This window comes from Kribbella sp. NPDC051770, assembly GCF_040681455.1.
GTDB lineage: Bacteria > Actinomycetota > Actinomycetes > Propionibacteriales > Kribbellaceae > Kribbella.
On sequence record NZ_JBFAYT010000017.1, the window covers coordinates 82,008 to 108,258 of the forward strand.

Below are 26,251 nucleotides of genomic sequence, written 5' to 3' on the forward strand. Positions count from 1 at the left end.
ACCCGGAAATCATTCGCTGATCGACTTCAGGGCGGCCAGCACGCGCTCGCTGACCTCGTCGATCTCGCCGACGCCGTCCACCTCGACCAGCAGGCCGCGCTGCGCGTACACCTGCAGCAGCGGCTTGGTCTCGGCGGTGTAGACGTCCTGGCGGTGCCGGACGACCTCCTCGGAGTCGTCCGAGCGGCCGTCGGTCTTGGCCCGCTTGAGCATCCGGTCCACCAGTACGTCGGTGTCGGCGACCAGCGCCACCACCGCGTCCAGCTTGTGGCCGTGCTCGGCCAGGATGTCGTCCAGCGTGCCGACCTGCGGCAGCGTCCGGGGGTACCCGTCCAGGAGGAAGCCCGCGCCGGCGTCCGCCTCGGACAGCCGGTCCCGCACCATTGCGTTCGTGACCTCGTCGGGGACGTAGTTGCCCGCGTCCATGTACCGCTTCGCCTCGAGACCCAGCTCCGTCTCGTCCTTCACGTTCTGCCGGAAGATGTCGCCGGTGGACACGGCCGGGATGTTCAGACGCTCCGCAAGCACCTTTGCCTGCGTGCCCTTGCCCGCCCCGGGCGGACCCATCAGCAACATTCTCATCAGCGCAGGAACCCTTCGTAGTTACGCTGCTGCAGCTGACTCTCGATCTGCTTCACCGTGTCCAGTCCGACGCCGACCATGATCAGGATCGACGTACCACCGAACGGGAAGCTCTGGCTGGCGTTCAAGAGGACCAGTGCGATCAGCGGGATCATCGAGATGATCGCCAGGTAGATCGCGCCGGGCAGCGTGATGCGGGACAGAACGTAGGAGAGGTACTCCTCGGTCGGCCGCCCCGCCCGGATCCCGGGGATGAAGCCGCCGTACTTCTTCATGTTGTCAGCAACTTCCTTCGGGTTGAAGGTAATCGAGACGTAGAAGTACGTGAAAAAGATAATAAGCGCGACGTACGTCACCATGTAGATGGGATGGTCGCCCTTGACCAGGTTGCCCTGGATCCACTGCGCCCACTTCTCGTCCTGCCGGAACTGGCTGACCAGCACGGGCAGGTAGAGCAGGCTGGAGGCGAAGATCACCGGGATGACCCCGGCCTGGTTCACCTTCAGCGGGATGTACGTCGAGGTGCCGCCGAACATCTTCCGGCCGACCATCCGCTTGGCGTACTGCACCGGGATCCGGCGCTGCGCCTGCTCGATGAAGATGACCGCGGCCATGATGACCAGACCGACGGCCAGCACGGCCAGGAAGGTCGCGACGCCGTGGCTCTTGCGGATCGCCCAGAGCTGGGTCGGGAAGGTGGCGACGATCTGGGTGAAGATCAGGATCGACATGCCGTTGCCGACACCGCGGTCGGTGATCAGCTCACCGAGCCACATCACCACACCGGTACCGGCGGTCATGGTCAGCACCATGACGACGACCGGGAACCACTTGTCGCTGTGCAGCAGCTGCTCGTTGCAGCCGTTGAACAGCCGGCCGGGGGTCCGGGCGAGCGCGACGAACGCGGTCGCCTGCAGGATCGCCAGGCCGACGGTCAGGAACCGGGTGTACTGGGTGATCTTGCCCTGCCCCGCCTGGCCCTCCTTCTTCAGCGACTCCAGCCGCGGGATCACCACGGTGAGCAGCTGCAGGATGATGCTGGCGGTGATGTACGGCATGATGCCCAGCGCGAAGATCGCGAGCTGCAGCAGGGCACCGCCGGAGAACAGGTTGATCAGGTTGTACAGATTCGCGTTCTCGCCCGTCTTCGACGCCTGCAGGCAGATGTCCAGTGCCTTGACGTTGACACCGGGCGCCGGCACGACCGAACCGATTCGGAAGATCACGACGATGAAGAGCACGAACAAGATCTTCCGGCGCAGGTCCGGAGTCTTGAACGCGTTGGCAAAGGCGCCTAACACCCTGTCCTCCCACAAGTTTCCCGTGCCCGGTCAGGGCAGGGGCCTAGCAAAGCAGCTGGGCAAGAGACGAACCAGGGCTCGTCCGACGACCAGCGCACAATATCAGCGCTACAGCCGGACGAGCCCTGGCACTCACACCTCGGTGGTGGTTCCCCCGGCCGCCGCGATCTTCTCCTTGGCGGTCTTGGAGAACTTGTGCACCGAAACCTGCAGTGCCACGGTCAGTTCGCCGTCACCCAGCACCTTCACCGGCTGACCACCCCGGACCGCGCCCTTCGCGACGAGCTCGGCCACACCGACCTCACCGCCCTCGGGGAACAGCGTTCCGAGCTTGTCCAGGTTAACGACCTGGAACTCGACTCGGTTCCTGCTCTTGAAGCCCTTGAGCTTCGGCAGCCGCATGTGCAGCGGCATCTGGCCACCCTCGAACCACTCGGGGATGTTGTTACGGGCCTTGCTGCCCTTGGTACCGCGGCCGGCCGTCTTGCCCTTGCTGCCCTCACCGCGACCCACGCGGGTCTTGGCGGTCTTGGCTCCGGGCGCCGGACGCAGGTGATGAACCTTGAGCGCCATGTCAGTCAACCTCTTCGACGGTGATGAGGTGGCGAACCGCGCGCACCATACCGCGAACCTCGGGCTTGTCCTCGTGGACGGCGGTGTCGCCGATCCGCTTGACGCCCAGGGTGCGCAGCGTGTCGCGCTGGTTCTGCTTGCCACCGATGCCGGACTTGGTCTGGGTCACCTTCAGGCGTGCCATCAGGATGCGACCTCCGCCCGCGCCTTCAGCAGAGCCGCCGGAGCGACGTGCTCGACCGGCAGGCCACGGCGCGCGGCCACGGCCTCCGGGGTCTCCAGGCTGCGCAGCGCCTCGACGGTGGCGTGAACCACGTTGATGGCGTTGGACGAACCCAGCGACTTGCTGAGGATGTCGTGGATGCCCGCGCACTCCAGCACGGCGCGCGCCGAGCCACCCGCGATCACACCGGTACCAGGAGCGGCCGGGCGCAGCATGACCACGCCGGCAGCCTTCTCACCCTGCACCGGGTGCGGGATGGTGCCCTGGATCCTCGGGACCTTGAAGAACGCCTTCTTGGCCTCCTCGACGCCCTTGGCGATCGCCGCGGGCACCTCCTTGGCCTTGCCGTATCCCACACCGACGGTGCCTTCACCGTCGCCGACGACCACGAGGGCGGTGAAGCTGAAGCGACGACCACCCTTCACGACCTTGGCGACCCGGTTGATGGCTACCACGCGCTCGATGTAGGCGGTCTTGTCAGCTGCCTGACCGCGACCACCGTCGCGGCCACGGCGCTCACCACCGGCGCCGCCTCCGCGACGCTGCTGGCCTCCGCTCATTTCGAACTACCTTCTTCCCTTGTCGCCGTCATCAGAAGCCGAGCCCGCCCTCGCGGGCGGCGTCGGCCAGTGCCGCGATGCGGCCGTGGTACTTGTTGCCGGCCCGGTCGAAGACGACCGAGTCGATCCCGGCCGCCTTGGCCCGGTCGGCGAGCAGACCGCCCACCGTCTTGGCCTTGTCGGTCTTGTTCGCCTCCGCACCGCGCAGGTCGGACTCCATCGTGGAGGCCGACACCAGCGTCACGCCGGCGACGTCGTCGATGACCTGAGCGAACAGGTGCTTCGAGGACTTGCTGACCACCAGGCGCGGCCGCTCGGCCGTGCCGTTGATCTTCTTGCGGACGCGGATCTGACGACGCAGCCGCGACGCGGTCTTCTTGGCGGCGTGCTTGTTGTGCCGCAAACCGATCGCCATTACTTACCAGCCTTTCCGACCTTGCGGCGGACCTGCTCGCCGGCGTACCGCACGCCCTTGCCCTTGTACGGCTCGGGCTTGCGCAGCTTGCGGATGTTCGCGGCGACCTCACCGACGGACTGCTTGTCGATTCCCTGCACCGAGAACTTGGTCGGCGTCTCGACGGCGAAGGTGATCCCCTCCGGCGCGTCCACCGTGATCGTGTGGCTGTAGCCGAGCGAGAACTCCAGCTGGGTCGGTCCCTTGGCCAGGACGCGGTACCCGACGCCGACGATCTCGAGCTTCTTCTCGTAGCCGTCCGTCACGCCGGTCACCAGGTTGGCGATCAGGGTGCGGGACAGGCCGTGCAGTTCCTTGCTCTTGCGCTGGTCGTCCGGACGCGCGACGGCGATGGTGCCGTCCTCGTCCCGGTTGACCACGATGGGCTCAGCCACGACGTGCGAGAGCTGACCCTTGGGACCCTTGACGGTGACCGTCTGGCCGTCGATCGTGACGTCGACGCCGGACGGGACCGAGATCGGGAGCTTACCGATGCGAGACATGAATGTGGTCCTCCTTCCGGTTCTTCGTCACCAGACGTAGGCGAGGACTTCCCCGCCAACGCCCTTGTTCTTGGCCTGCCGGTCGGTGAGCAGACCCTGCGACGTCGAGATGATCGCGACGCCCAGGCCTCCCAGCACCTTCGGCAGGTTGGTCGACTTCGCGTAGACCCGCAGTCCGGGCTTGCTGATCCGGCGCACGCCCGCGATGGAGCGCTCCCGGCTCGGCCCGAACTTCAGGTCGACGATCAGGGTCTTGCCGACGGTGCCCTCCTTGGGCTCCTCGACCTGGTAGGAGGAGATGTAACCCTCCTGCTGCAGGATGTCGGCGATGCCCTGCTTGATCTTGCTGTACGGCATCGAGGTCGACTCGTGGTACGCCTGGTTGGCGTTGCGCAGACGCGTCAGCATGTCTGCGATCGGGTCGGTCATCGTCATGGCCTGGGGCCTCTTTCCCGCCGTGGTTTCGCCGCTCGGCGACCTACGGTGACTAGATGGTGGGTGGAGAAGAGTTCGGTGCTGAAGAGCTCGGTCACCAGCTGGACTTGGTCACGCCGGGCAGCTCGCCCCGGTGCGCCATCTCCCGCAGGCAGATCCGGCACAGGCCGAACTTGCGGAAGACCGCCTTCGGCCGGCCGCAGCGCTGGCAGCGCGTGTAGCCACGCACCGCGAACTTCGGCTTCCGGGCCTGCTTGACCTTGAGTGCTGTCTTCGCCACGTCAGTTCTCCTTGAACGGGAAGCCGAGCTGCCGCAGCAGCGCGCGCCCCTCGTCGTCGTTCTTGGCGCTGGTCACCACGGTGATGTCCATGCCCCGGACCCGGTCGATCCGGTCCTGGTTGATCTCGTGGAACATGACCTGCTCGGTCAGACCGAAGGTGTAGTTCCCGTTGCCGTCGAACTGCTTCGCGGACAGGCCGCGGAAGTCGCGGATCCGGGGCAGCGCGAGCGCCAGCAGCCGGTCCAGGAACTCCCACATCCGGTCGCCGCGCAGCGTCACGTGGGCGCCGATCGGCATCCCCTCGCGCAGCTTGAACTGCGCGATCGACTTGCGGGCCTTGGTGACCTGCGGCTTCTGGCCGGTGATCGCGGCCAGGTCCTTGATCGCGCCGTCGATCAGCTTGGAGTCCCGAGCCGCCTCGCCGACACCCATGTTGACCACGATCTTGACCAGGCCGGGCACCTGCATGACGTTCTCGAACTGGAACTGCTCCTGCAGCTTGCCGACGATCTCTTCGCGGTACTTGGTCTTCATCCGGGGCTGGACCTTCGCCTCGGTCACTGCGGTGGTCATCAGATCTCCTCGCCGGTACGCCGAGCGATCCGGACGCTCCGGAAACCGGTGTACGTCGAACCGTCCGGGCGCCGCTTCTGCACCTCGACGCGGTTGTACCCGACGCGGGTGGTCACCTTCTGCTTCTTGCCGTCCTTGTCGACCTCGACCAGGAGCATCACGTTGGAGACGTGGATCGGGGCCTCCTGGGTGACGATGCCACCCGTGGTGCCGCCGCGCTGGGCCTGCTGCACCTTCGTGTGCTTCTTGACCCGGTTCACGCCCTCGACGATGACGAGCTCGGCGTCGGGCTGGACCGAGATGATCTTGCCCTCGAGTCCCTTGGACTTGCCGGTGACCACGCGGACGAGGTCACCCTTCTTCACGTGCAGCTTGCGCTGCGCCTTGTCTGCCATGTCAGAGCACCTCCGGAGCGAGCGAGATGATCTTCATGAAGCGCTTCTCGCGCAGCTCCCGGCCGACCGGCCCGAAGATACGGGTGCCACGCGGCTCACCGTCGGCCTTGAGGATGACGGCGGCGTTCTCGTCGAAGCGGATGTAGGAGCCGTCCGGACGCCGGCGCTCCTTCACGGTCCGCACGATGACAGCCTTGACGACGTCACCCTTCTTCACGCCACCACCCGGGATCGCGTCCTTGACGGTGGCGACGATCGTGTCCCCGACACCGGCGTAGCGCCGACCGGAGCCACCGAGCACGCGGATGCAAAGAATTTCCTTCGCACCCGTGTTGTCGGCGACCTTCAGTCGCGACTCCTGCTGGATCATCTGTTGATCTCCTGGTTGTCTCGCTGGTTCTCACCGCGGTGAGCCTTGCGGAACGAATGATTTCGATTGGGTACAGCTGGGCGTTGCCGTGACCTCGAGGCCGGAGTTACTTGGCCTTCTCGAGGATCTCGACGATGCGCCACCGCTTGGTGGCCGACAGCGGCCGGGTCTCCATCAGGAGGACGCGGTCGCCGATGCCGGCGGCGTTCTGCTCGTCGTGCGCCTTGAGCTTGCTGGTGCGGCGGATGACCTTGCCGTACAGCTTGTGCTTGACCCGGTCCTCGACCTCGACGGTGACGGTCTTGTCCATCTTGTCGCTCAGCACCAGACCCTCACGGGTCTTGCGGCGGCCTCGCGCCTCGGTCGTGCCCACGGTCTCGTCCTTCGCAGTGTTCTCGGTCATGCCTTGCTCCCAGCCTTCTCGCTGTCGTCTGCCGTCTCGTCGGCCTCAGTTTCGGCGTCGGTGGCGGCGACCGGAGCGTCCACCTCTTCGGTGATGCCGAGCGCACGCTCGGTCAGCACCGTGTAGATGCGGGCGATGTCCTTACGGACGGCGCGCAGCCGGCCGTGGGACTCCAGCTGACCCGTGGCAGCCTGGAACCGGAGGTTGAACAGCTCCTCCTTGGCTTCACCGAGCTTGCTCAGCAGCTCGTCCTTGCCCAGGTTCCGCAGCTCGGCGGCGGTCAGGGTAGCCATCAGTTCTCACCTGCCTCTCGGGAGATGAAGCGGCACTTCATCGGCAACTTGTGGATCGCGCGGCGCATCGCCTCGCGAGCCGTGTTCTCGTCGACACCGGACAGCTCGAACATCACGCGGCCCGACTTGACGTTGGCGATCCACCACTCCGGCGAACCCTTACCGGAACCCATCCGGGTCTCGGCAGGCTTCTTGGTCAGCGGGCGGTCCGGGTAGATGTTGATCCAGACCTTTCCGCCACGCTTGATGTGCCGGGTCATCGCGATACGCGCCGACTCGATCTGCCGGTTGGTGACGTAGTGGCTCTCCAGGGCCTGGATGCCGAAGTCACCGAAGGCCAGCGTGGTGCCGCCCTTGGCAGCGCCGGAGCGCTTCGGGTGGTGCTGCTTGCGGTGCTTGACCTTACGGGGGATGAGCACGGTTCAGCTCTCCGTTCCGGTCGTCTCGGCCGGCTTGTCGGCGGCCGGGGCCGTCGTGGCGTCGGCCTTCGGGGCCTCGTTGCGGTTGTCGCGACGGTCGTCACGACGGCCGCCCCGCTCGCCACCGCGACCACCGCGGTCGTCACGGCGAGCCGGACGACGCTGCTGGTTGGCGGCACGGGCCGCGGCCTGGGCCTCGCGCTCGGCGCGGGAGCCGGACACGTCGCCCTTGTAGATCCAGACCTTCACGCCGATCCGGCCGAAGGTCGTCCGGGCCTCGTAGAAGCCGTAGTCGACGTCCGCGCGCAGCGTGTGCAGCGGCACCCGCCCCTCGCGGTAGAACTCCGACCGCGACATCTCGGCGCCACCGAGCCGGCCGGAGCACTGGATCCGGATGCCCAGGGCGCCGCCACGCATGGTGGTCTGCATCGCCTTGCGCATCGCGCGGCGGAACGCCACGCGGCCGGACAGCTGCTCGGCCACGCCCTGCGCGACCAGCTGGGCGTCGACCTCGGAGTTCTTGACCTCGAGGATGTTCAGCTGCACCTGCTTGCCGGTGAGCTCCTCGAGGCTGCCCCGGATCCGGTCCGCCTCGGCGCCGCGGCGACCGATCACGATGCCCGGACGGGCGGTGTGGATGTCGACCCGAACGCGGTCACGGGTGCGCTCGATCTCCACGCGGGAGATGCCGGCGCGCTCCATGCCCTTGCTCAGCAGACGGCGGATCTTGACGTCCTCGCCGACGTAGTCCTTGTACAGCTTGTCGGCGTACCAGCGGCTCTTGTGGTCCGTGCTGATACCGAGGCGGAACCCGTGCGGGTTTACCTTCTGGCCCACTAGCGGGTCCTGCCCTTCTTCTCAGCGGCCTTCTTGCCTTCGGCCTTCTTGGCGGGCTGCTCCTCGTCGGCGCGCGGGCCCACGACCACGGTGATGTGGCTGGTCCGCTTGTCGATCCGGGTGGCCCGGCCCTGCGCACGGGGGCGGTGACGCTTCAGCGTCGGACCCTCGTCCACGAAGGCCTTCACCACGACCAGGTCGGCGCGGCTCAGGTGCTCGGTGCCCTCGGCGTTCGCCGCGGCGCTGTCGACGACCTTGTACACGGTCGCGGCAGCGGCCTGCGGGGCGAACTTCAGAGTGGCGAGGGCATCGTCGATACCCATCCCGCGCACCAGGTCCACCACGCGACGCGCCTTCATCGGCGTCACGCGGACGAAGCGCGCGACCGCGAAGGCCCCGGGCTCGTCGCCCAGCAGGCTCTCGCGACGGGCACTGACGGCCCTACGCTCTTGAACGCTCATGATGTTCGAATCTCTCCGTAGGTTGCTTTCGCGTCATCGACTGACCGAGGTCAGCGACGCCGTGACTTCCGGTCGTCCTTCTCGTGACCCTTGAACGTGCGGGTCGGGGCGAACTCGCCGAGCTTGTGCCCGACCATCGCGTCCGTCACGAACACGGGCACGTGCTTGCGGCCGTCGTGCACCGCGAGCGTGTGGCCGATCATGTCGGGAATGATCATCGACCGGCGGGACCAGGTCTTGATCACGTTCTTGGTGCCCTTCTCGTTCTGCACCTCCACCTTCTTCATCAGGTGGTGGTCGACGAACGGGCCCTTCTTGAGGCTGCGTGGCATCTCTGTCCGGCTCCCTATCAGCGCTTCTTGCCGGCCTTGCGGCGCCGGACGATCATGCGGTCGCTTTCCTTGCGGGTGCGGGTGCGGCCCTCAGGCTGACCCCACGGGGACACCGGGTGACGACCACCCGAGGTCTTGCCCTCGCCACCACCGTGCGGGTGGTCGACCGGGTTCATCGCGACACCGCGGACGGTCGGACGCTTGCCCTTCCAGCGCATCCGGCCCGCCTTGCCCCAGTTGATGTTCGACTGCTCGCCGTTGCCGACCTCACCGAGGGTGGCGCGGCAGCGCACGTCGACCATCCGGACCTCGCCGGACGGCATCCGCAGGGTGGCCATCCGGCCCTCCTTGGCGACCAGCTGAACGCTGGCACCGGCGGAACGGGCCATCTTGGCGCCGCCACCCGGGCGCAGCTCGACGGCGTGCACCGTGGAGCCGACCGGGATGTTGCGCAGCGGCAGGTTGTTGCCCACCTTGATGTCGGCGGCCGGGCCGTTCTCGACGATCGTGCCCTGCTTCAGGTTCGACGGGGCGAGGATGTAGCGCTTCTCGCCGTCGACGTAGTGCAGCAGCGCGATCCGCGCGGTGCGGTTCGGGTCGTACTCGATCTCGGCCACCTTCGCCGGGACGCCGTCCTTGTCGTAGCGCTTGAAGTCGATCAGGCGGTACGCCCGCTTGTGACCGCCACCGTGGTGCCGGGTGGTGATCTTGCCGGAGTTGTTCCGGCCACCCTTCTTCGGCAGCGGGCGGAGCAGGGACTTCTCAGGGGTCGAACGGGTGAGCTCGACGAAGTCGGCCACGCTCGAGCCACGGCGGCCCGGCGTCGTCGGCTTGTATTTGCGGATACCCATTACGACTGGCCTCCGAAGATGTCGATGCGGTCGTCGCCGGACAGGCTGACGATCGCTCGCTTGGTGTCCGGGCGCTTGCCCCAGCCGGCACGGGTGCGGCGGCGCTTGCCCTTGCGGTTGATCGTGTTGACGCTGGTCACGCGGACCTTGAACACCTTCTCGACCGCGAGCTTGATCTCGGTCTTGTTGGCGTCCGGGGCGACCTCGAACGTGTACTTCTGCTCGTCCAGCAGGCCGTAGCTCTTCTCGCTCACGACCGGCCGCAGCAGCACGTCCCGCGGGTCCTTGTTGACTCCGTGGCTCATGCCTCTACCTCCTGCTCGGCTTCGGTCGACGTCGCGACAGCCTTGACGGACTTGCCCTTGGGCGCGCCGGCGACGAACGCGTCGAGCGCGGCCTTGGTGTAGACCACCGCGTCGCTGCAGAGCACGTCGTACGCGTTCAGCTGGTCGGCGGCGATCAGGTGCACGGTCGGCACGTTGCGCAGGCTCAGCCAGGTCAGCTCGTCGTTGCGGTCGACAACGACCAGCACCTTGACGAACTCGGTGACCTCGGCCAGCACCTTCAGCGCCGACTTGGTCGACGGCGTGTCGCCGTCCACGAACTGCTCGACCACGAAGACGCGGCCGTCACGGGCCCGGTCGGAGAGCGCACCGCGCAGGGCGGCGGCGATCATCTTCTTCGGGGTCCGCTGGCTGTAGTCGCGCGGGGTCGGGCCGTGCACGACGCCACCACCGGTGAACTGCGGCGCCCGGGTCGAACCCTGGCGGGCGCGGCCGGTGCCCTTCTGGCGGTACGGCTTGGCGCCACCACCGGAGACCTCGCCGCGGCGCTTCACCTTGTGCGTGCCCTGACGAGCGGCGGCCAGCTGCGCCACCACGACCTGGTGGATCAGCGGCACGTTCACCTGAACGTCGAACAGCTCGGCGGGAAGCTCGGCGGAGCCCTTCTTGCTGACCTTGTCGCCCTTGACGACGGTCACGTCGACGGTGCTCACTTGGCAGCTCCCTTCGCGGCGTTGCGGATCAGCACGAGGCCGCCCTTGGGGCCGGGAACGGCACCCTTGATCAGGATCAGGCCGCGCTCGGTGTCGACCGCGTGCACCTTCACGTTCTGCGTGGTCACCTGCTCGTGACCCATCCGGCCCGCCATCCGCAGGCCCTTGAAGACCCGGCCGGGGGTGGCGCAGCCGCCGATGGAGCCCGGCGAACGGTGCTTCTTGTGCACACCGTGGGTGGCGCGCAGACCGTGGAAGCCGTGCCGCTTCATGACACCGGCGAAGCCCTTGCCCTTGCTGGTGGCGGAGACGTCGACGACCTCGCCGGCCTCGAAGGCCTCGGCCTTGATCTCCTGGCCGAGCGTGTACTCGCTCGCGTCAGCGGTGCGCAGCTCCAGCAGGTGCCGGCGCGGGGTCACACCGGCCTTGTCGAAGTGGCCGCGCAGGGGCTTGGTCACCTTGCGCGGGTCGATGTCGCCGAACGCGATCTGCACGCCGTCGTAGCCGTGGGTGGACGAGGTACGCACCTCGGTCACCACGCACGGGCCGGCCTGGATCACGGTGACGGGGACGACTCGGTTGTTCTCGTCCCAGGTCTGGGTCATGCCGAGCTTGGTGCCCAGCAGCCCTCGCGTGTTCTTCTGCTTGCTCATAGGTCAGCGTTCCCTCAGAGCTTGATCTCGATGTCGACACCGGCCGGGAGGTCGAGCCGCATCAGCGAGTCGACGGTCTTCGGCGTGGGGTCGATGATGTCGATGAGCCGCTTGTGGGTGCGCATCTCGAAGTGCTCGCGGCTGTCCTTGTACTTGTGCGGCGAGCGGATGACGCAGAACACGTTCTTTTCCGTCGGCAACGGCACCGGGCCAGCAACCTTCGCACCAGTACGCGTCACCGTGTCGACAATCTTGCGCGCCGAGCTGTCGATGACCTCGTGGTCGTAGGCCTTCAGCCGGATGCGGATCTTCTGTCCCGCCATCGCTTCGCTTCGTCCTTCTCTATCGTCTTCGCCTTCGCTGCTCCGACCCCCGCGGTCGGGTGTGTCGCGAACCGGGCACATACGTGCGCCAGCAGCAACTCTTCGATCCTGGGATGTGATCGGGGTTCGGTCTCGGACCGAACCTCGGCATGGTCTCCGGTCCGGCGCCACCAGCCAGACCAGAAGTCTGGGGAGCGCCCCGGCGGCCTCGCCTGAGCAACCTGAATATTGTGCCATCGATCGGCACCGGAATGCCAATCGGGGGGCTTCACGCCCGATCCGGCCCCACCTGGGTGCCGGATCAGGCACAAAGCAGAGGTCCGCGAAGGCTCAACCTGCGAGCCCTCGCGGACCTCATGAGATCACTTGATGATCTTGGTGACCCGGCCGGCGCCGACGGTACGGCCACCCTCCCGGATCGCGAACTTCAGGCCCTCTTCCATGGCGATCGGCTGGATCAGCTCGACCGACATGTCGGTGTTGTCGCCCGGCATGACCATCTCGGTGCCCTCGGGCAGCGTGACGACGCCGGTGACGTCCGTGGTGCGGAAGTAGAACTGCGGGCGGTAGTTCTGGAAGAACGGCGTGTGCCGGCCGCCCTCCTCCTTCGACAGGATGTAGACCGAGGCGTCGAAGTTGGTGTGCGGGGTGGTCGTACCCGGCTTGATCACGACCATGCCGCGCTCGACGTCCTCGCGCTTGGTGCCACGGAGCAGCAGACCGACGTTCTCACCGGCCTGGCCCTCGTCGAGCAGCTTGCGGAACATCTCGATGCCGGTGACCGTGGTGGTCTGCTTCTCCGGACGGATGCCGACGATGTCGACGGTCTCGTTGACCTTGACGACACCGCGCTCGATCCGGCCGGTGATGACCGTACCGCGACCCGTGATGGTGAAGACGTCCTCCACCGGCATCAGGAACGGCTTGTCGATCTCGCGCTCCGGCTGCGGGATGTACTCGTCGACGGCGGTCATCAGCTCGATGATCGACTCGCCCCACTTGGCGTCGCCCTGCAGCGCCGGGTGAGCGGCGACGCGGACGATCGGCGCGTTGTCGCCGTCGAACTCCTGCTCCGAGAGCAGCTCGCGGACCTCGAGCTCGACGAGCTCCAGGATCTCCTCGTCGTCGACCATGTCGCACTTGTTCAGCGCGACGACCATCGCCGGCACGCCGACCTGACGGGCGAGCAGCACGTGCTCACGCGTCTGCGGCATCGGGCCGTCGGTGGCGGCGACGACCAGGATCGCACCGTCCATCTGGGCCGCACCGGTGATCATGTTCTTGATGTAGTCCGCGTGACCCGGGCAGTCGACGTGGGCGTAGTGCCGGGCCTCGGTCTGGTACTCGACGTGCGCGATCGAGATGGTGATACCGCGCTGGCGCTCTTCCGGCGCCTTGTCGATCTGATCGAAGGCCGAGGCCTCGTTCAGGTCCGGGTACTTGTCGTGCAGCACCTTGGTGATCGCCGCGGTAAGAGTGGTCTTACCGTGGTCGATGTGACCGATGGTGCCGATGTTGACGTGCGGCTTAGTCCGCTCGAACTTCGCCTTAGCCACTGGGGCCCTCCTGGGAAAATGTTGACTTACGCCGTACGCCGACGCGCTGTGGGTTGGTTGGTCCGGGGCGAGATTACTCGCCGCGGGCCTTCTTGATGATCTCTTCCGCCACGTTCTTCGGAACCTCGGCGTAGGAATCGAACTGCATCGAGTACGACGCGCGGCCCTGGGTCTTCGACCGCAGGTCACCGACATACCCGAACATCTCGGACAACGGCACCAGGGCCTTCACGACCCGGCTGCCACCGGGGCCCTCGTCCATCGACTGGATCTGGCCACGACGGGAGTTGAGGTCGCCGATCACTTCACCCATGTAGTCCTCGGGCGTGGTGACCTCGACCGCGAACATCGGCTCGAGGATGACCGGGCTGGCCCGCCGCGCCGCGTCCTTGAACGCCATCGAACCGGCGATCTTGAACGCGAGCTCGGAGGAGTCGACGTCGTGGTACGCACCGTCGGTCAGCGTCACCTTGACGTCGACCATCGGGTAGCCGGCCAGGACACCGAACTCCATGGCCTCCTGCGCGCCCTCGTCCACCGACGGGATGTACTCGCGCGGGATACGGCCACCGGTGACGGCGTTGACGAACTCGTACCCGCCCTCGCCACCGGCCTCGACCGAAGTCGGCTCGATGTTGATGATCACACGCGCGAACTGACCCGAACCACCGGTCTGCTTCTTGTGCGTGTAGTCGATCTTCTCGACCTTCTTCTTGATCGTCTCGCGGTAGGCGACCTGCGGCTTGCCGACGTTGGCCTCGACGCGGAACTCGCGCTTCATCCGGTCGACCAGCACCTCGAGGTGCAGCTCACCCATCCCGGCGATGATCGTCTGGCCGGTGTCCTCGTCGGTCCGGACCTGGAAGGTCGGGTCCTCCTCGGCCAGGCGCTGGATCGCGACGCCCAGCTTCTCCTGGTCGCCCTTCGACTTGGGCTCGATGGCGACCGAGATGACCGGGGCCGGGAACTGCATCGACTCCAGCACGACCGGCTTGTTCGGGTCGGCCAGCGTCTCACCGGTGGTGGTGTCCTTCAGACCCATCACGGCGACGATGTGGCCGGCGCCGATCGACGCGATCTCCTCACGCTTGTTCGCGTGCATGCGGTAGATCTTGCCGATCCGCTCCTTGCGGCCCTTGGTCGGGTTCAGCACCTGCGAACCCGCCTCGAGCTTGCCGGAGTAGACCCGGATGAAGGTCAGCTTGCCCAGGTGCGGGTCGGCCGCGATCTTGAAGGCCAGCGCCGAGAACGGCTCGCTGTCGTCGGGCTTGCGCAGCACGACCTGGTCGGAGTCCTTGACGTCGTGGCCCTCGATGGCCGGGACGTCGAGCGGGCTCGGCAGGTAGTCGTTGACCGCGTCGAGCAGGGGCTGGACGCCCTTGTTCTTGAACGCCGTACCGGTCAGGACCGGGGTCAGCTTGCTGGCCAGCGTGGCGCGCCGGATGGCGGCCTTCAGCTGCGGCACCGTCGGCTGCTCGCCCTCGAGGTAGAGCTCCATGATCTCGTCGTCGGCCTCGGCCAGCGTCTCGATCAGCTTGTCGCGCCACTCCGCGGCCGCCTCGGTGTGGCTGGCCGGGATCTCCTCGATCGTGTAGTCCTCACCGATCACGGTCTCGCCACGCCAGGTCAGCGCGCGCATCTCGATCAGGTCGACGACACCGATGAAGTCGGACTCGGCACCGATCGGCAGCTGCATGACCAGAGCGGTCGCGGCGAGCCGGTCGCGGATCATGTCCACGCAGCGCATGAACTCCGCGCCGGTGCGGTCCAGCTTGTTGACGAAGCAGATCCGCGGTACGCCGTACCGGTCCGCCTGCCGCCAGACCGTCTCGGACTGCGGCTCGACGCCGGCGACACCGTCGAACACCGCGACGGCACCGTCGAGGACGCGCAGCGAGCGCTCCACCTCGACGGTGAAGTCGACGTGGCCCGGGGTGTCGATGATGTTGATGGTGTGGTCTTTCCAGGTGCAGGTCGTCGCGGCGGACGTGATCGTGATGCCGCGCTCCTGCTCCTGCTCCATCCAGTCCATCGTGGCGGCGCCCTCGTGGACCTCACCGATCTTGTAGGTGATACCGGTGTAGAAGAGGATCCGCTCGGTCGTCGTCGTCTTGCCGGCGTCGATGTGGGCCATGATCCCGATGTTGCGGACCTTGGCCAGGTCGGTGGTGATTTGTACGGCCACCTCGGTGGTCTACCTCTCGCTTCTGTATTGCGTCAAAGAAAGTGAGCTGGGGGCCCGGTTCGGGCCCCGCGTCACCAGCGGTAGTGGGCGAAAGCCTTGTTGGCTTCGGCCATCTTGTGCGTGTCCTCGCGGCGCTTGACCGATGCACCGAGACCGTTGGACGCGTCCAGGATCTCGTTCATCAGGCGCTCGGCCATGGTCTTCTCGCGACGCGCACGGGAGTACGACGTGAGCCAGCGCAGGGCGAGCGTGGTCGAGCGACCGGGCTTGACCTCGATCGGCACCTGGTAGGTGGCACCACCGACGCGGCGGCTCTTCACCTCGATGCTGGGCTTCACGTTGTCCAGAGCGCGCTTCAGCGTGATGACCGGGTCGGTGCCGGTCTTCGTCCGGGTGCCCTCGAGGGCGGTGTAGACGATGCTCTGCGCGATCTGCTTCTTGCCGTCCACCAGGATCTTGGAGATCAACTGGGTGACCAGCGGCGAACTGTAGACCGGGTCGATGATGACCGGCCGCTTCGGGGCGGGACCCTTGCGCGGCATTAGCTCTTCTCCTTCTTCGCGCCGTACCGGCTGCGAGCCTGCTTCCGGTTCTTCACACCCTGGGTGTCGAGCGAACCGCGGATGATCTTGTACCGGACACCCGGAAGGTCCTTCACACGACCGCCACGCACGAGCACGATCGAGTGCTCCTGCAGGTTGTGGCCGACACCCGGGATGTACGCGGTGACCTCGATGCCGCTGGTGAGGCGGACTCGGGCCACCTTGCGAAGCGCCGAGTTCGGCTTCTTCGGAGTGGTCGTGTAGACGCGCGTGCAAACACCACGACGCTGAGGGGAACCCTTCAGGGCCGGCGTCTTGTTCTTCGACACCTTGTCCTGGCGGCCCTTGCGGACCAGCTGCTGAATGGTGGGCACCGCGTAGGTCTCTTTCTGTCGTCCGGTCGGTTGCTGCGCGCCTGACCCCCGCGGTCGGGTGTGTCGCGTGCGCACGGGTGTACCGGAGCCGTAATCTTTCAGACTGTCGGCAGATGTCCCGTGCCACGCGCGCAAACCCGCGAAACGAGGGGCACGCATGACGGCCCAGGATGACCCGGGCACGATCGTTAAGACTAGCGGCTGCCCCAAGCACGGTCAAAACAGACCACCGTGCGGCAAGGGGACTAGGCCGCCTCCTCAGTCTACCGGACTCCGGACACGGTCCAAGCCAGTGTCCCCGGCCGCCATCACGATCACGAATGTCTGATCGGCGTAAATCTCCGCGACGCTCTGTTTTGGGCGTCCGGGCGCTGCGGCATAGTCACCGCCATCGGGAGTAACGACCTGATAACGGGGAGCCCTTTTCGCACGCGTCTTGGAGACTTCCGTGGAGCCTGTCCCCACTCCCCCGAGCCCTGTCGTCCGGCGAGCTGCCATCGGCGCCGTCGCCGGTGTCCTGGCAGCCGGCGGGCTCGGCGTCGAACTGCTGTCGCGGCGCGGCAGCCTGAGTGAACGCGTCACCGCGACCGGTGTCCCCCACCGCTCTGGTACGGCTGCCAGCAGGTCGGCCGTAGCCGAGCGGCCGGGTCTGGCCGCCCAGGAAGACGACCGGGACTCCAGCTACGTCGCTGGTGACCAGCGACCGAAGCCACCGGCCCAGACCGGTTCCACTCGCGACTACGCCGGCTACGCGGAGGCAGCGAAGGCGGGACGCGTCGTACCGGGCCTGCTGGTCGACAAAGCCGGGCCGCTCACCACTGCCCAGGCCCAGCGGCACCTGCTCAATCGGGTCACGTTCGGGCCGCGGCCGTCGGATGTGGAGAGCCTAGCCAAGCTGGGCATCGACCGCTGGCTCGCTGCGCAGTTGTCGCCGACCGCGGCGGACCCGTCCGGCGACCAGGCCTGGCGGGCGTTCAAGCTGGCCGGCGCCGACGTCGGGACCGTCCGGCGGTCGATCGGTCAGTACTCCTGGGACGCGATGTTCCAGACCGGCTTCGCCACGCTGGGCCGGCAGGTGTTCGGCCGGCGGCAGCTGTTCGAGGTCGTCGTCGACGTCTTCGCCAACCACCTGCACGTCGCGACGCCGTCCGACCGCGGCTGGGACGTCGCGCCGCACTACGCCGCCGCGGTGATCCGCAAGCACGCCTTCGGCCGGTACGCCGACATGCTGAAGGCCGCGATGCGGCACCCGGCGATGCTGCACTTCCTCGACAACGACACCTCCACCCGCGAGAGCGTCAACGAGAACCTCGGCCGCGAGCTGCTCGAGCTGCACACCGTCGGCGTCTCGTCCGGCTACACGGAGCAGGACATGCGCAGCAGCGCGTACGTGCTGAGCGGACGCGGGTCGAACGACGACGGCGAGTTCGACTACAAGCCGGAGCGGCACCGGACCGGTCGGGTGAAGGTGCTCGACTGGTCCGCTGCCAACACCTCCGCCAAGGGCGGGCTGGCGCTGGGCGACAAGTACCTCGACTACCTGGCCAAGCACCCGGCGACGGCGAAGACGATCGCGCGCAAGCTCGTCGTACGGTTCGTCGACGACGTGCCGCCGCCGGAACTGGTCGCTCGGCTGGCGCAGGTCTACCTGAAGAACAACACCGCGATCCTGCCGGTGCTGACCGCGCTGTTCCGCAGCGGCGAGTTCTGGAACTCCCTTGGGCGCAAGACGAAACGGCCGCTCGAGGACGTCGTCGGGACCGCGCGAGCGCTCGACCTGCCGTTCGGTCCGACCACCGGCAAGGGCCTGGAAGCCATGTACTGGCAGCTGAACAACCTCGGCCATGCTCCGCTGGCCTGGCCGTCGCCGAACGGCTACCCCGACGTCGCGCCGGCCTGGTCGTCGGCCGGGCAGATGCTGGAGCGCTGGTCGTCGCACCGGGCGTTGTCGTACGGGTGGTGGGACGGGCTGAAGCGCGAGAAGCTGCCGGCCGACCTGCGGCCGAAGTCCGGTGACACGTACCGCGACTGGTTCGATCGGCTGGGGTTGCGGCTGATCGGGCAGCGGCCGAACGCGCGGCAACGCACTGCGCTGGCCACCTTCGTCGGCGCGAAGACGACCTCGCGTGTGGACCGAGGACGGATGGACTGGCAAGCCGGTCACGTTGTCGCGCTGGTGCTCGACTCGCCGCAGTTCCTCGCTCGCTGATCGGTCCTCCTGACCCGGCCCGGCCGCGACCGCCCCTGCGGCCGGGCCACCTCCCACCTCGTAGGAGTCCTCGCCCATGAATCTCTCCTCACTCCACCCCGACTGCCCCGACTGGCAGCGGCTCGGCCCGACTCCCGCCGACGCCGCCGTCCGTGCGCAGGCCGCCGCCGTCGCCGGCGAGTCCGACGAGCGCCGGGAGAAGTGGAGCCACGGGTTCACCCGGCGCCGGCTGCTCGCGGGTGGCCTCGGCGTCGGCGTCGCGGCGGTCGCCGACCAGCTGGTGACGACCCGGATCTCCTGGGCCGCGCCCGGCGCCGAGTCGACGGGCACGCTGGTGGTGATCTTCCTGCGCGGCGGAATGGACGGGTTGTCCGTCCTCGTCCCGGCCGACGACCCGCAGCTGCTGAAGGCGCGGCCGGGCATCGCCGTACGGGGTGCTTCGCTGATCGAGTTCGGGCGGGACTTCGGGCTGCACCCGGCGATGGCGCCGCTCACGCCGCTGATCGCGGCCGGCCGGCTGGCCGCCGTACCGGCGGTGTCGACGCCGGACCTGACCCGCAGTCACTTCCAGGCGCAGGACTGTCTCGAGCGCGGTGGTGCGGCCCGGTCGTCGGTGCAGTCCGGGTGGCTCGACCGGGTGATCGCCCAGCTGGGGCCTGGTACGACGTTCCGCGGGCTCGGGATCGGTGCGCGGATGACGCGGTCGCTGCTCGGGCCGACCAACCCGGTGATGCTGACGTCGCTGAAGGACTTCTCGGTCAAGGGGATCGACGGGGTGGCGCCGCAGACGTTGAAGGCGCTGGAGACGTTGTACACGGGGATCGACCATCCGCTCGGCGTCCAAGGGCTGGCCGCGTTGCAGGCGTCGGCGAAGGCGCAGAGCTACCAGCAGGCGATCCAGACCGCGCCCAAGGACCGCGGGTATCCCGACGGTGAGTTCGGGGCGTCGCTGGCGACGCTCGCGCAGCTGATCCGGAACAAGGCGGGCGTCCGGGTGGCGGCCGTGGATCTTGGCGGGTGGGACATGCACACCGACATCGGGACGGTCGAGAACGGCGATCTGACACGGTCGCTGAAGACGGTCGCCGAGGGACTGGCGGCGTTCACCGCGGAGCTCGGGCCGGAGCTCGACAACACGACGGTGGTGACGATGAGCGAGTTCGGCCGGCGGGTCGAGCAGAACGGCAACAGCGGCGCGGACCACGGGCACGGCGGGGTGGCGCTGGTGCTCGGCGGCCGGGTCAAGGGTGGGGTGCACGGGCGGTGGGAGGGGTTGTCGCCGAAGGTGCTCGACCAGGGTGACGTGCCGGGGACGAACGACTACCGCGACGTGCTGTCGGACGTGGTGATGGGCCGGCTCGGTCTGAGCGAGGCGCAGGCCGGGAAGGTGTTCCCGGGCTGGAAGCCGAAGCCGCTGGGGCTGATGGGCTAGGAGGTCACGCGCTGAGCGAAGAAGTCAGCGGCTACTTGCTGATCGCCCTCGATCGTCAACTGCGCCGGTGGGATCCGCTTCCACAACGCGAGTAGAAGGTCCTCAGCCCGCCCGCTGAGTACGATGTCGCCGTCGGCGCGGCCTCGTTCGACACCCGGAGCGCCCTCCCCTGGTGTCAGCGTCCACGCGTCCCCGGTGTCGACAGCCAGCACACCCATCCGCCGTGTCACCGCCGGCGCGAACCCCCGCGCCAGCACCCGCGGCATGAACACCTCGAACACTTCGTCGACCCCATCAGCAGCAACCACAGGGGAGATCCCGTCGGTTGTTCTGCCCGCTGCTTGGTGGGCGTCGACCAGGTGGATGGTCGTCTCGTGCAGCCTTCGCCGCGGCCAGAAGGCCGCCCGCTGGTCGACCGGCGCGAAGTTCCAGCACGGCTCGGCCGGGTCGACCGCGCGGATCGCGGCGAGCAGGGCGGCCGTCGTACCGGCGTACCAGTCGGACCAGGAGATCGTCGTCAGCAGCACCTCCGGGCGCTGCTGCTCGCGACCGGACAGCAGGACGGACGCCGACCAGCGCTGGCCGGAGCCGATGTGCAGCGCGAGGTCGGCGACCGTCCAGCCCGGGCAGCTCGGCACCGCGGCGGACGGGTCGACGGAGTCGAAGACCTCCGCCAGTTCCGCCGCGGTGCGGTCGAGCTCCCCGAGCAGGTCAAGCAAGGAAACGGACCTCGACGATCAGCCCGTCCTGCACGCGGTACAGCACGATCGTCGGCAGCGGACCCTGGTCGGTGTCGTGGCGGACGGCCTGCTCCACCACCCACTCGCCCAGCATCATCCGCTGCTGCAGCTCGGTCTTGCACCTGCCGGCGTCGAACAGCGGCCGGTAGTACTCGCGCAGGGACCGCCGCCCGCGCAGCACCGCGCCGTCCGCGAACTGCAGCTGCGCGGTCGGCGAGTAGAGCGCGAGGAACGCTTCGAGGTCGTGCGCGGCGTACGTCGAGTGCTCGCGATCGATCACCCGCGTCGCGGGAGTGTCGAACGAGAACGCAGTCGCCACCACAGCCGTCAGATCAGGCGCCACTGACGGAACGGGGGTGGAGGTGGGAGTGGATGAGCCGGCCGCCCCGGAAGACCTACCGCCTTCGGCGGTGGTCGCGCGGGCCGAGGTGGTCGCGCCGGCCGAGGTCGTCACCCCGGCCGACGTGGTCGCGCCGGCCGAGGTCGTCGCCCCGGCCGACGTGGTCGCCCGGGGAGGCTTCCGGCTTTCGGGCGCGGTCTTCCGCGGAGCCGGCTCGGTGGTGGGAGTGGGGATCGGGAGGGTGGAGGTGGAGGTCGCGGTGGGGTCTTCGCCCAGGTGGGCGATGGCCCAGTCCAGCGCCTTGGTGACCGCGGCGCGGGATTCTTCGGTGTGGTCGAGCATGTCGAAGCCGTGTTGCCCTTTCGGTACGTCGATGATGTCCAGCGCGGTCCCGCCGGCGGAGACGAACTCCTCGACCGGGCCCGCGAGTTCCTCACGCTCGCGTCCGACCCGGGTCAGCAGTACGGCCAGATCCTTGTGTTTGCCGATCACCTCGGTGGCGTCGACGAGTACGTCGACGCCGGGCGGGGTGGCGAGCAGGGGGTAGGTCAGCAGCAGGCAGCGCAGCCAGTCCGGCCGGCTGTCCAGCCACTCCCCCGCGAGCAGTCCGCCGCCGGAGAAGAACCAGAGCGCGACGCGCCCCGGATCCACCCGAGGGTCGGCCCGCAGTACACCGACGGCGGCCTCCACGTCGTCGGCTGCGGCCACCAGCTGGTCGTAGCCACGGATCAGTCCGTGGTCGACCACAGCAGCCACCAGACCGCGCTGGGCAGCCGCGGTCGCGTATCCCTGGAACACCGGCCAGTCCCGAGGCAGCACCTCGAGATCGGGCGGCATGGGACCCCCGTGCACCAAGAGGATCGCACCCGTCCGCGCCGTACCGGCCGGGTGGTAGAGGTCGACCTGACCGACCCGTTCCACCCGCACCTCCCCGGTGTCGGCGACCGGCAGAACAAAGGGCCGCAGGTAGGGCGGGAGATCCGTCATGGAGTCATCTTGGCCTATCCCACGGACACTTGCAGCCGCCACCCCGCGAGGCTCGGCCAGACCTGTTCCGACACGCCGGAAACGACCGTGGACAAGCGTTTGAGGTACGCCGTACGCCGGCCGCCGGCACCCCCGGAACGCCGCGAGGGCGGCACCCCCTGGTGGGGATGCCGCCCTCGGCGGTGTGTGGTGCTTCGGCTCAGTTCTGGTAGGAACCGAGGTCGAAGTCGTCCAGCGGGACCGACTGCCCGGCGGACGGCCCGAAGTCGTAGTCGTACGACTCGTAGCCGACCATCGAGTACATCGCGGCCTTCGCCTCCTCGGTGGGCTCCACCCGGATGTTGCGGTAACGGTCCATGCCGGTACCCGCCGGGATCAGCTTTCCGATGATCACGTTCTCCTTCAGACCGACCAGCGAGTCGGACTTGCCGTGGATCGCGGCCTCGGTCAGGACCCGGGTCGTCTCCTGGAAGGAGGCGGCCGACAGCCACGACTCGGTCGCGAGCGACGCCTTGGTGATGCCCATCAGCACCGGACGGCCCGAGGCCGGCGTACCGCCCTCGGCCACGACGCGGCGGTTCTCCGCCTCGAACATGATCCGGTCCGCGAGCTCACCCGGCAGCAGCTGGGCGTCGCCCGACTCGATCACCGTGACCCGGCGCAGCATCTGCCGGACGATGATCTCGATGTGCTTGTCGTGGATGGCCACACCCTGCGACCGGTACACGGCCTGGACCTCGTCGACCAGGTGCTCCTGCGCCTTGCGCACACCCAGGATCCGCAGCACTTCCTGCGGGTCCGGCGTACCCTGCGTCAGCTGCTGACCGACCTCGACGTGCTGACCTTCCTCGATCAGCAGGCGGCCACGCTTCGACACCGGGTAGGCGACCTCCTCGGAACCGTCGTCCGGGGTGAGCACCAGCTTCCGGGTCTTGTCGGTGTCCTCGATCGAGATCCGGCCGGCGGCCTCCGAGATCGGCGCCTTGCCCTTGGGCTGGCGGGCCTCGAAGAGCTCGACCACACGCGGCAGACCGTGGGTGATGTCATCACCCGCGACACCACCGGTGTGGAAGGTCCGCATCGTCAGCTGCGTACCGGGCTCACCGATGGACTGGGCCGCGATGATGCCGACCGCCTCGCCGATGTCGACCGTCTTGCCGGTGGCCAGCGAACGCCCGTAGCACTTGGCGCAGGTCCCGGTCTTGGCGTCACAGGTCAGCACGGAGCGGACCTTGACCTCCTCGACACCGGCCTCGACCAGGGCCGCGATGGACACGTCGCCCAGGTCGCTGCCCGCGGTCAGTACGACGGTCCCGTCGCGACCGGTCACGTCCTGGGCCAGGGTGCGTGCGTACGCGCTGGTCTCGACGTTCTCGGCGTGCACGGTACGGCCGTCCGGACCCGGCTCGCCGATCTTCTTCGGCAGGCCGCGCTCGGTGCCGCAGTCCTCCTCGCGGATGATGACGTCCTGCGAGACGTCCACCAGACGACGGGTCAGGTACCCGGAGTCGGCGGTCCGCAGCGCGGTGTCGGCCAGACCCTTCCGCGCACCGTGGGTGGCGATGAAGTACTCGACCACCGACAGGCCCTCGCGGAAGTTGGACTTGATCGGCCGGGCGATGATCTCGCCCTTCGGGTTGGCCACCAGGCCACGCATTCCGGCGATCTGCCGGATCTGCATCATGTTGCCTCGGGCACCCGAGTGGACCATCATCCAGATCGGGTTGGCCTTCTCGAAGTTCTCCTCCATCGCCTTGCCGACCTCGGCGTTGGCTCCGGTCCAGATCTCGATCAGTTCCTGACGCCGCTCGGACGAGGTGATCAGACCCCGCTCGAACTGCTTCTGGACCTTCTCGGCCTGCGACTCGTAGCGGGCCATGATCTCGGGCTTCGACGGCGGCGTGCTGAAGTCGTCGATCGACACCGTGACACCCGAACGGGTGGCCCAGCGGAAACCGAGGTCCTTCAGCGCGTCCAGGCAGTTCGCCACCTGGACCTTGGAGTAGCGCTCGGCCAGGTCGTTGACGATCGAGCCCAGCTGCTTCTTGCCGACCTCGGCGTCCACGAAGGTGTAGTCGGCCGGGAGCGCCTCGTTGAACAGGGCGCGACCCAGCGTCGTCTCCAGCGAGAACCCGCCGTCGGTGAGCTCGAGCGCACCCTCCGGCGCGGCCGCCTCGTCCAGGCGCAGGGTGATCTTGGCCTGCAGCGACAGCTCCTTGCGGTCGAAGGCCATCAGGGCCTCGGCCACGGAACCGAACGCCCGGCCCTCGCCCAGCGCACCGTCCTTCAGCATGGTCAGGAAGTAGATGCCGATGATCATGTCCTGGGTCGGCATCGTGACCGGACGGCCGTCGGCCGGCTTCAGGATGTTGTTCGTCGACAGCATCAGGATCCGCGCCTCGGCCTGGGCCTCGGCCGACAGCGGCAGGTGCACCGCCATCTGGTCACCGTCGAAGTCCGCGTTGAACGCGGAGCAGACGAGCGGGTGGATCTGGATCGCCTTGCCCTCGATCAGCTGCGGCTCGAACGCCTGGATACCCAGCCGGTGCAGGGTGGGCGCACGGTTCAGCAGCACGGGGTGCTCGGTGATGACCTCTTCCAGCACGTCCCAGACCTGGGCGCGCTGACGCTCGACCATCCGCTTGGCGGACTTGATGTTCTGCGCGTGGTTGAGGTCGACCAGCCGCTTCATCACGAACGGCTTGAACAGCTCCAGCGCCATCGCCTTCGGCAGACCGCACTGGTGCAGCTTCAGCTGCGGGCCGACCACGATGACCGAACGGCCGGAGTAGTCGACGCGCTTGCCGAGCAGGTTCTGACGGAAGCGGCCCTGCTTGCCCTTGAGCATGTCGGACAGCGACTTCAGCGGCCGGTTGCCCGGGCCGGTGACCGGACGGCCGCGGCGGCCGTTGTCGAACAGCGCGTCGACGGCCTCCTGCAGCATCCGCTTCTCGTTGTTGACGATGATCTCGGGCGCGCCGAGGTCGAGCAGCCGCTTGAGGCGGTTGTTCCGGTTGATCACCCGGCGGTACAGGTCGTTCAGGTCCGAGGTGGCGAACCGGCCACCGTCGAGCTGGACCATCGGCCGCAGGTCCGGCGGGATCACCGGGACGCAGTCGAGCACCATGCCCATCGGGCTGTTGTTGGTGGCCAGGAACGCGGTGACGACCTTGAGCCGCTTCAGGGCGCGGGTCTTGCGCTGGCCCTTACCGGTCTTGATCGTCTCGCGCAGGTTGTCGGCCTCGGCCTTCAGGTCGAAGGTCTGCAGCCGGCGCTGGATCGCGGCCGCACCCATCGCGCCCTCGAAGTACTTGCCGAACCGCTCCTTCATGGCGCGGTAGAGGATCTCGTCACCCTCGAGGTCCTGGACCTTCAGGTTCTTGAACCGGGTCCAGACCTCGTCGAGGCGGTCGATCTCGCGCTGCGCACGGTCGCGCAGCTGCTTGACCTCACGCTCGGCGCCTTCCTTGACCTTGCGCCGGACGTCGGCCTTGGCGCCCTCGGCCTCGAGCTGCGCCAGGTCCTCCTCCAGCTTCTTCATCCGGGTCTCGATGTCGTTGTCGCGCCGGTTCTCGAGCTGCTTGCGCTCGACGTCGGTCCGGCCCTCCAGCGACGCGAGGTCGCGGTGCCGCGCCTCGTCGTCGACGTCGGTGATCATGTACGCCGCGAAGTAGATGACCTTCTCCAGGTCCTTCGGGGCGAGGTCGAGCAGGTAGCCCAGTCGCGACGGGACACCCTTGAAGTACCAGATGTGGGTGACCGGCGCGGCCAGCTCGATGTGGCCCATCCGCTCGCGGCGCACCTTCTGGCGGGTGACCTCGACGCCACACCGCTCGCAGATGATGCCCTTGAAGCGAACGCGCTTGTACTTACCGCAGTAGCACTCCCAGTCCCGGGTGGGACCGAAGATCTTCTCGCAGAACAGACCGTCACGCTCCGGCTTGAGCGTCCGGTAGTTGATCGTCTCCGGCTTCTTGACCTCGCCGTGCGACCACTGGCGGATCTCGTCCGCGGTGGCCAGGCCGATCCGAAGCTCGTCGAAGAAGTTCACGTCGAGCACGATGTGT

32 protein-coding genes are annotated in these 26,251 nt (G+C 67.7%); 2 read left to right on the top strand and 30 right to left on the bottom strand.

All coding sequences use genetic code 11. The annotated features are described in order from the left end of the window. Positions 1-9: 9 nt before the first annotated feature. The 27 genes from AB0M01_RS36325 to rpsL form a co-directional block, all read right to left on the bottom strand. Complete coding sequence (locus AB0M01_RS36325; RefSeq protein ID WP_363677061.1) at positions 10-582, bottom strand: adenylate kinase; 573 nt, start codon at positions 580-582, stop codon at positions 10-12. Further along, positions 582-1,883: a preprotein translocase subunit SecY gene (gene secY, locus AB0M01_RS36330; protein WP_363677062.1), complete on the bottom strand. Its 1,302-nt coding sequence runs from the start codon at positions 1,881-1,883 to the stop codon at positions 582-584. Before secY ends, AB0M01_RS36325 begins: the two co-directional genes overlap by 1 nt. 132 nt (positions 1,884-2,015) lie before the next feature. Beyond that, positions 2,016-2,456: a 50S ribosomal protein L15 gene (gene rplO / locus AB0M01_RS36335; protein ID WP_363677064.1), complete on the bottom strand. Its 441-nt coding sequence runs from the start codon at positions 2,454-2,456 to the stop codon at positions 2,016-2,018. A 1-nt stretch (position 2,457) separates the two neighbouring features. After that, complete coding sequence (gene rpmD, locus AB0M01_RS36340; protein WP_363677066.1) at positions 2,458-2,640, bottom strand: 50S ribosomal protein L30; 183 nt, start codon at positions 2,638-2,640, stop codon at positions 2,458-2,460. Further along, positions 2,640-3,239 carry a 30S ribosomal protein S5 gene (rpsE, locus tag AB0M01_RS36345; protein ID WP_077019243.1) on the bottom strand — a complete coding sequence of 200 codons (600 nt, stop codon included), beginning with the start codon at positions 3,237-3,239 and terminating at the stop codon, positions 2,640-2,642. Before rpsE ends, rpmD begins: the two co-directional genes overlap by 1 nt. A 31-nt stretch (positions 3,240-3,270) precedes the next feature. After that, complete coding sequence (gene rplR, locus AB0M01_RS36350) at positions 3,271-3,654, bottom strand: 50S ribosomal protein L18 (protein ID WP_363677067.1); 384 nt, start codon at positions 3,652-3,654, stop codon at positions 3,271-3,273. After that, positions 3,654-4,196, bottom strand: a complete 543-nt coding sequence (gene rplF, locus AB0M01_RS36355) for a 50S ribosomal protein L6 (protein ID WP_363677069.1) — start codon at positions 4,194-4,196, stop codon at positions 3,654-3,656. The genes rplR and rplF overlap by 1 nt, the downstream gene beginning before the upstream one ends. A gap of 27 nt (positions 4,197-4,223) precedes the next feature. Beyond that, complete coding sequence (rpsH, locus tag AB0M01_RS36360; protein ID WP_077019240.1) at positions 4,224-4,631, bottom strand: 30S ribosomal protein S8; 408 nt, start codon at positions 4,629-4,631, stop codon at positions 4,224-4,226. Between the two features lie 94 nt (positions 4,632-4,725). Next, positions 4,726-4,911 (bottom strand): type Z 30S ribosomal protein S14, encoded by a 186-nt coding sequence (locus AB0M01_RS36365; protein ID WP_012923674.1) that lies wholly within the window; start codon positions 4,909-4,911, stop codon positions 4,726-4,728. Between the two features lies 1 nt (position 4,912). Continuing rightward, positions 4,913-5,485 (bottom strand): 50S ribosomal protein L5, encoded by a 573-nt coding sequence (gene rplE, locus AB0M01_RS36370; RefSeq protein WP_363677070.1) that lies wholly within the window; start codon positions 5,483-5,485, stop codon positions 4,913-4,915. After that, positions 5,485-5,880: a 50S ribosomal protein L24 gene (gene rplX, locus AB0M01_RS36375; protein WP_363677072.1), complete on the bottom strand. Its 396-nt coding sequence runs from the start codon at positions 5,878-5,880 to the stop codon at positions 5,485-5,487. The genes rplE and rplX overlap by 1 nt, the downstream gene beginning before the upstream one ends. A gap of 1 nt (position 5,881) precedes the next feature. Continuing rightward, on the bottom strand, positions 5,882-6,250 hold the full coding sequence (gene rplN, locus AB0M01_RS36380; protein ID WP_077019238.1) for a 50S ribosomal protein L14: 369 nt from the start codon (positions 6,248-6,250) through the stop codon (positions 5,882-5,884). A 106-nt stretch (positions 6,251-6,356) separates the two neighbouring features. Beyond that, positions 6,357-6,653, bottom strand: coding sequence for a 30S ribosomal protein S17 (rpsQ, locus tag AB0M01_RS36385; RefSeq protein ID WP_363677073.1), 297 nt, complete (start codon positions 6,651-6,653; stop codon positions 6,357-6,359). Next, on the bottom strand, positions 6,650-6,946 hold the full coding sequence (rpmC, locus tag AB0M01_RS36390) for a 50S ribosomal protein L29 (RefSeq protein WP_363677075.1): 297 nt from the start codon (positions 6,944-6,946) through the stop codon (positions 6,650-6,652). The genes rpsQ and rpmC overlap by 4 nt, the downstream gene beginning before the upstream one ends. Further along, the gene (gene rplP, locus AB0M01_RS36395) at positions 6,946-7,365 is read right to left on the bottom strand and encodes a 50S ribosomal protein L16 (RefSeq protein ID WP_363677076.1); all 420 of its coding nucleotides are present in this window, start codon (positions 7,363-7,365) and stop codon (positions 6,946-6,948) included. Before rplP ends, rpmC begins: the two co-directional genes overlap by 1 nt. 3 nt (positions 7,366-7,368) lie before the next feature. Next, positions 7,369-8,202: a 30S ribosomal protein S3 gene (gene rpsC, locus AB0M01_RS36400; RefSeq protein WP_363677077.1), complete on the bottom strand. Its 834-nt coding sequence runs from the start codon at positions 8,200-8,202 to the stop codon at positions 7,369-7,371. Then, positions 8,202-8,663 (bottom strand): 50S ribosomal protein L22, encoded by a 462-nt coding sequence (gene rplV / locus AB0M01_RS36405; protein ID WP_363677078.1) that lies wholly within the window; start codon positions 8,661-8,663, stop codon positions 8,202-8,204. The genes rpsC and rplV overlap by 1 nt, the downstream gene beginning before the upstream one ends. 50 nt (positions 8,664-8,713) lie before the next feature. Continuing rightward, entirely contained in the window at positions 8,714-8,995 is a 282-nt protein-coding gene (gene rpsS, locus AB0M01_RS36410) for a 30S ribosomal protein S19 (RefSeq protein WP_363677079.1), read from the bottom strand. Between the two features lie 17 nt (positions 8,996-9,012). Then, on the bottom strand, positions 9,013-9,846 hold the full coding sequence (rplB, locus tag AB0M01_RS36415) for a 50S ribosomal protein L2 (RefSeq protein ID WP_077019232.1): 834 nt from the start codon (positions 9,844-9,846) through the stop codon (positions 9,013-9,015). After that, a complete protein-coding gene (rplW, locus tag AB0M01_RS36420) occupies positions 9,846-10,151 on the bottom strand; it encodes a 50S ribosomal protein L23 (protein WP_077019231.1) in 306 nt (101 codons plus the stop codon). Before rplW ends, rplB begins: the two co-directional genes overlap by 1 nt. After that, positions 10,148-10,843 (bottom strand): 50S ribosomal protein L4, encoded by a 696-nt coding sequence (rplD, locus tag AB0M01_RS36425; protein WP_363677081.1) that lies wholly within the window; start codon positions 10,841-10,843, stop codon positions 10,148-10,150. Before rplD ends, rplW begins: the two co-directional genes overlap by 4 nt. Beyond that, positions 10,840-11,496: a 50S ribosomal protein L3 gene (gene rplC, locus AB0M01_RS36430; RefSeq protein WP_363677082.1), complete on the bottom strand. Its 657-nt coding sequence runs from the start codon at positions 11,494-11,496 to the stop codon at positions 10,840-10,842. Before rplC ends, rplD begins: the two co-directional genes overlap by 4 nt. A 14-nt stretch (positions 11,497-11,510) precedes the next feature. Further along, a complete protein-coding gene (gene rpsJ / locus AB0M01_RS36435) occupies positions 11,511-11,819 on the bottom strand; it encodes a 30S ribosomal protein S10 (protein ID WP_012923688.1) in 309 nt (102 codons plus the stop codon). Positions 11,820-12,181: 362 nt separating this feature from the next. Then, entirely contained in the window at positions 12,182-13,375 is a 1,194-nt protein-coding gene (gene tuf, locus AB0M01_RS36440; protein WP_363677083.1) for an elongation factor Tu, read from the bottom strand. A gap of 73 nt (positions 13,376-13,448) precedes the next feature. Further along, a complete protein-coding gene (fusA, locus tag AB0M01_RS36445; RefSeq protein WP_363677085.1) occupies positions 13,449-15,560 on the bottom strand; it encodes an elongation factor G in 2,112 nt (703 codons plus the stop codon). Between the two features lie 71 nt (positions 15,561-15,631). Beyond that, positions 15,632-16,102 carry a 30S ribosomal protein S7 gene (rpsG, locus tag AB0M01_RS36450; RefSeq protein ID WP_012923691.1) on the bottom strand — a complete coding sequence of 157 codons (471 nt, stop codon included), beginning with the start codon at positions 16,100-16,102 and terminating at the stop codon, positions 15,632-15,634. Continuing rightward, positions 16,102-16,476, bottom strand: coding sequence for a 30S ribosomal protein S12 (gene rpsL / locus AB0M01_RS36455; RefSeq protein WP_012923692.1), 375 nt, complete (start codon positions 16,474-16,476; stop codon positions 16,102-16,104). Before rpsL ends, rpsG begins: the two co-directional genes overlap by 1 nt. A 448-nt stretch (positions 16,477-16,924) precedes the next feature. On the opposite strand from rpsL, the gene AB0M01_RS36460 reads away from it, so the two are divergent. Together AB0M01_RS36460 and AB0M01_RS36465 are read left to right on the top strand one after the other, a co-directional pair. Continuing rightward, on the top strand, positions 16,925-18,685 hold the full coding sequence (locus AB0M01_RS36460) for a DUF1800 domain-containing protein (protein WP_363677087.1): 1,761 nt from the start codon (positions 16,925-16,927) through the stop codon (positions 18,683-18,685). 76 nt (positions 18,686-18,761) lie between these two features. Continuing rightward, a complete protein-coding gene (locus AB0M01_RS36465; protein ID WP_363677088.1) occupies positions 18,762-20,117 on the top strand; it encodes a DUF1501 domain-containing protein in 1,356 nt (451 codons plus the stop codon). Here AB0M01_RS36465 and AB0M01_RS36470 read toward each other — a convergent pair. The 3 genes from AB0M01_RS36470 to AB0M01_RS36480 form a co-directional block, all read right to left on the bottom strand. After that, the gene (locus tag AB0M01_RS36470; RefSeq protein ID WP_363677090.1) at positions 20,114-20,836 is read right to left on the bottom strand and encodes a maleylpyruvate isomerase family mycothiol-dependent enzyme; all 723 of its coding nucleotides are present in this window, start codon (positions 20,834-20,836) and stop codon (positions 20,114-20,116) included. The two genes, AB0M01_RS36465 and AB0M01_RS36470, sit on opposite strands and share 4 nt — an antisense overlap. Next, positions 20,829-22,184: a nuclear transport factor 2 family protein gene (locus AB0M01_RS36475; protein ID WP_363677092.1), complete on the bottom strand. Its 1,356-nt coding sequence runs from the start codon at positions 22,182-22,184 to the stop codon at positions 20,829-20,831. Before AB0M01_RS36475 ends, AB0M01_RS36470 begins: the two co-directional genes overlap by 8 nt. Before the next feature lie 199 nt (positions 22,185-22,383). After that, positions 22,384-26,244, bottom strand: a complete 3,861-nt coding sequence (locus AB0M01_RS36480; protein ID WP_363677093.1) for a DNA-directed RNA polymerase subunit beta' — start codon at positions 26,242-26,244, stop codon at positions 22,384-22,386. Positions 26,245-26,251 lie beyond the last annotated feature (7 nt).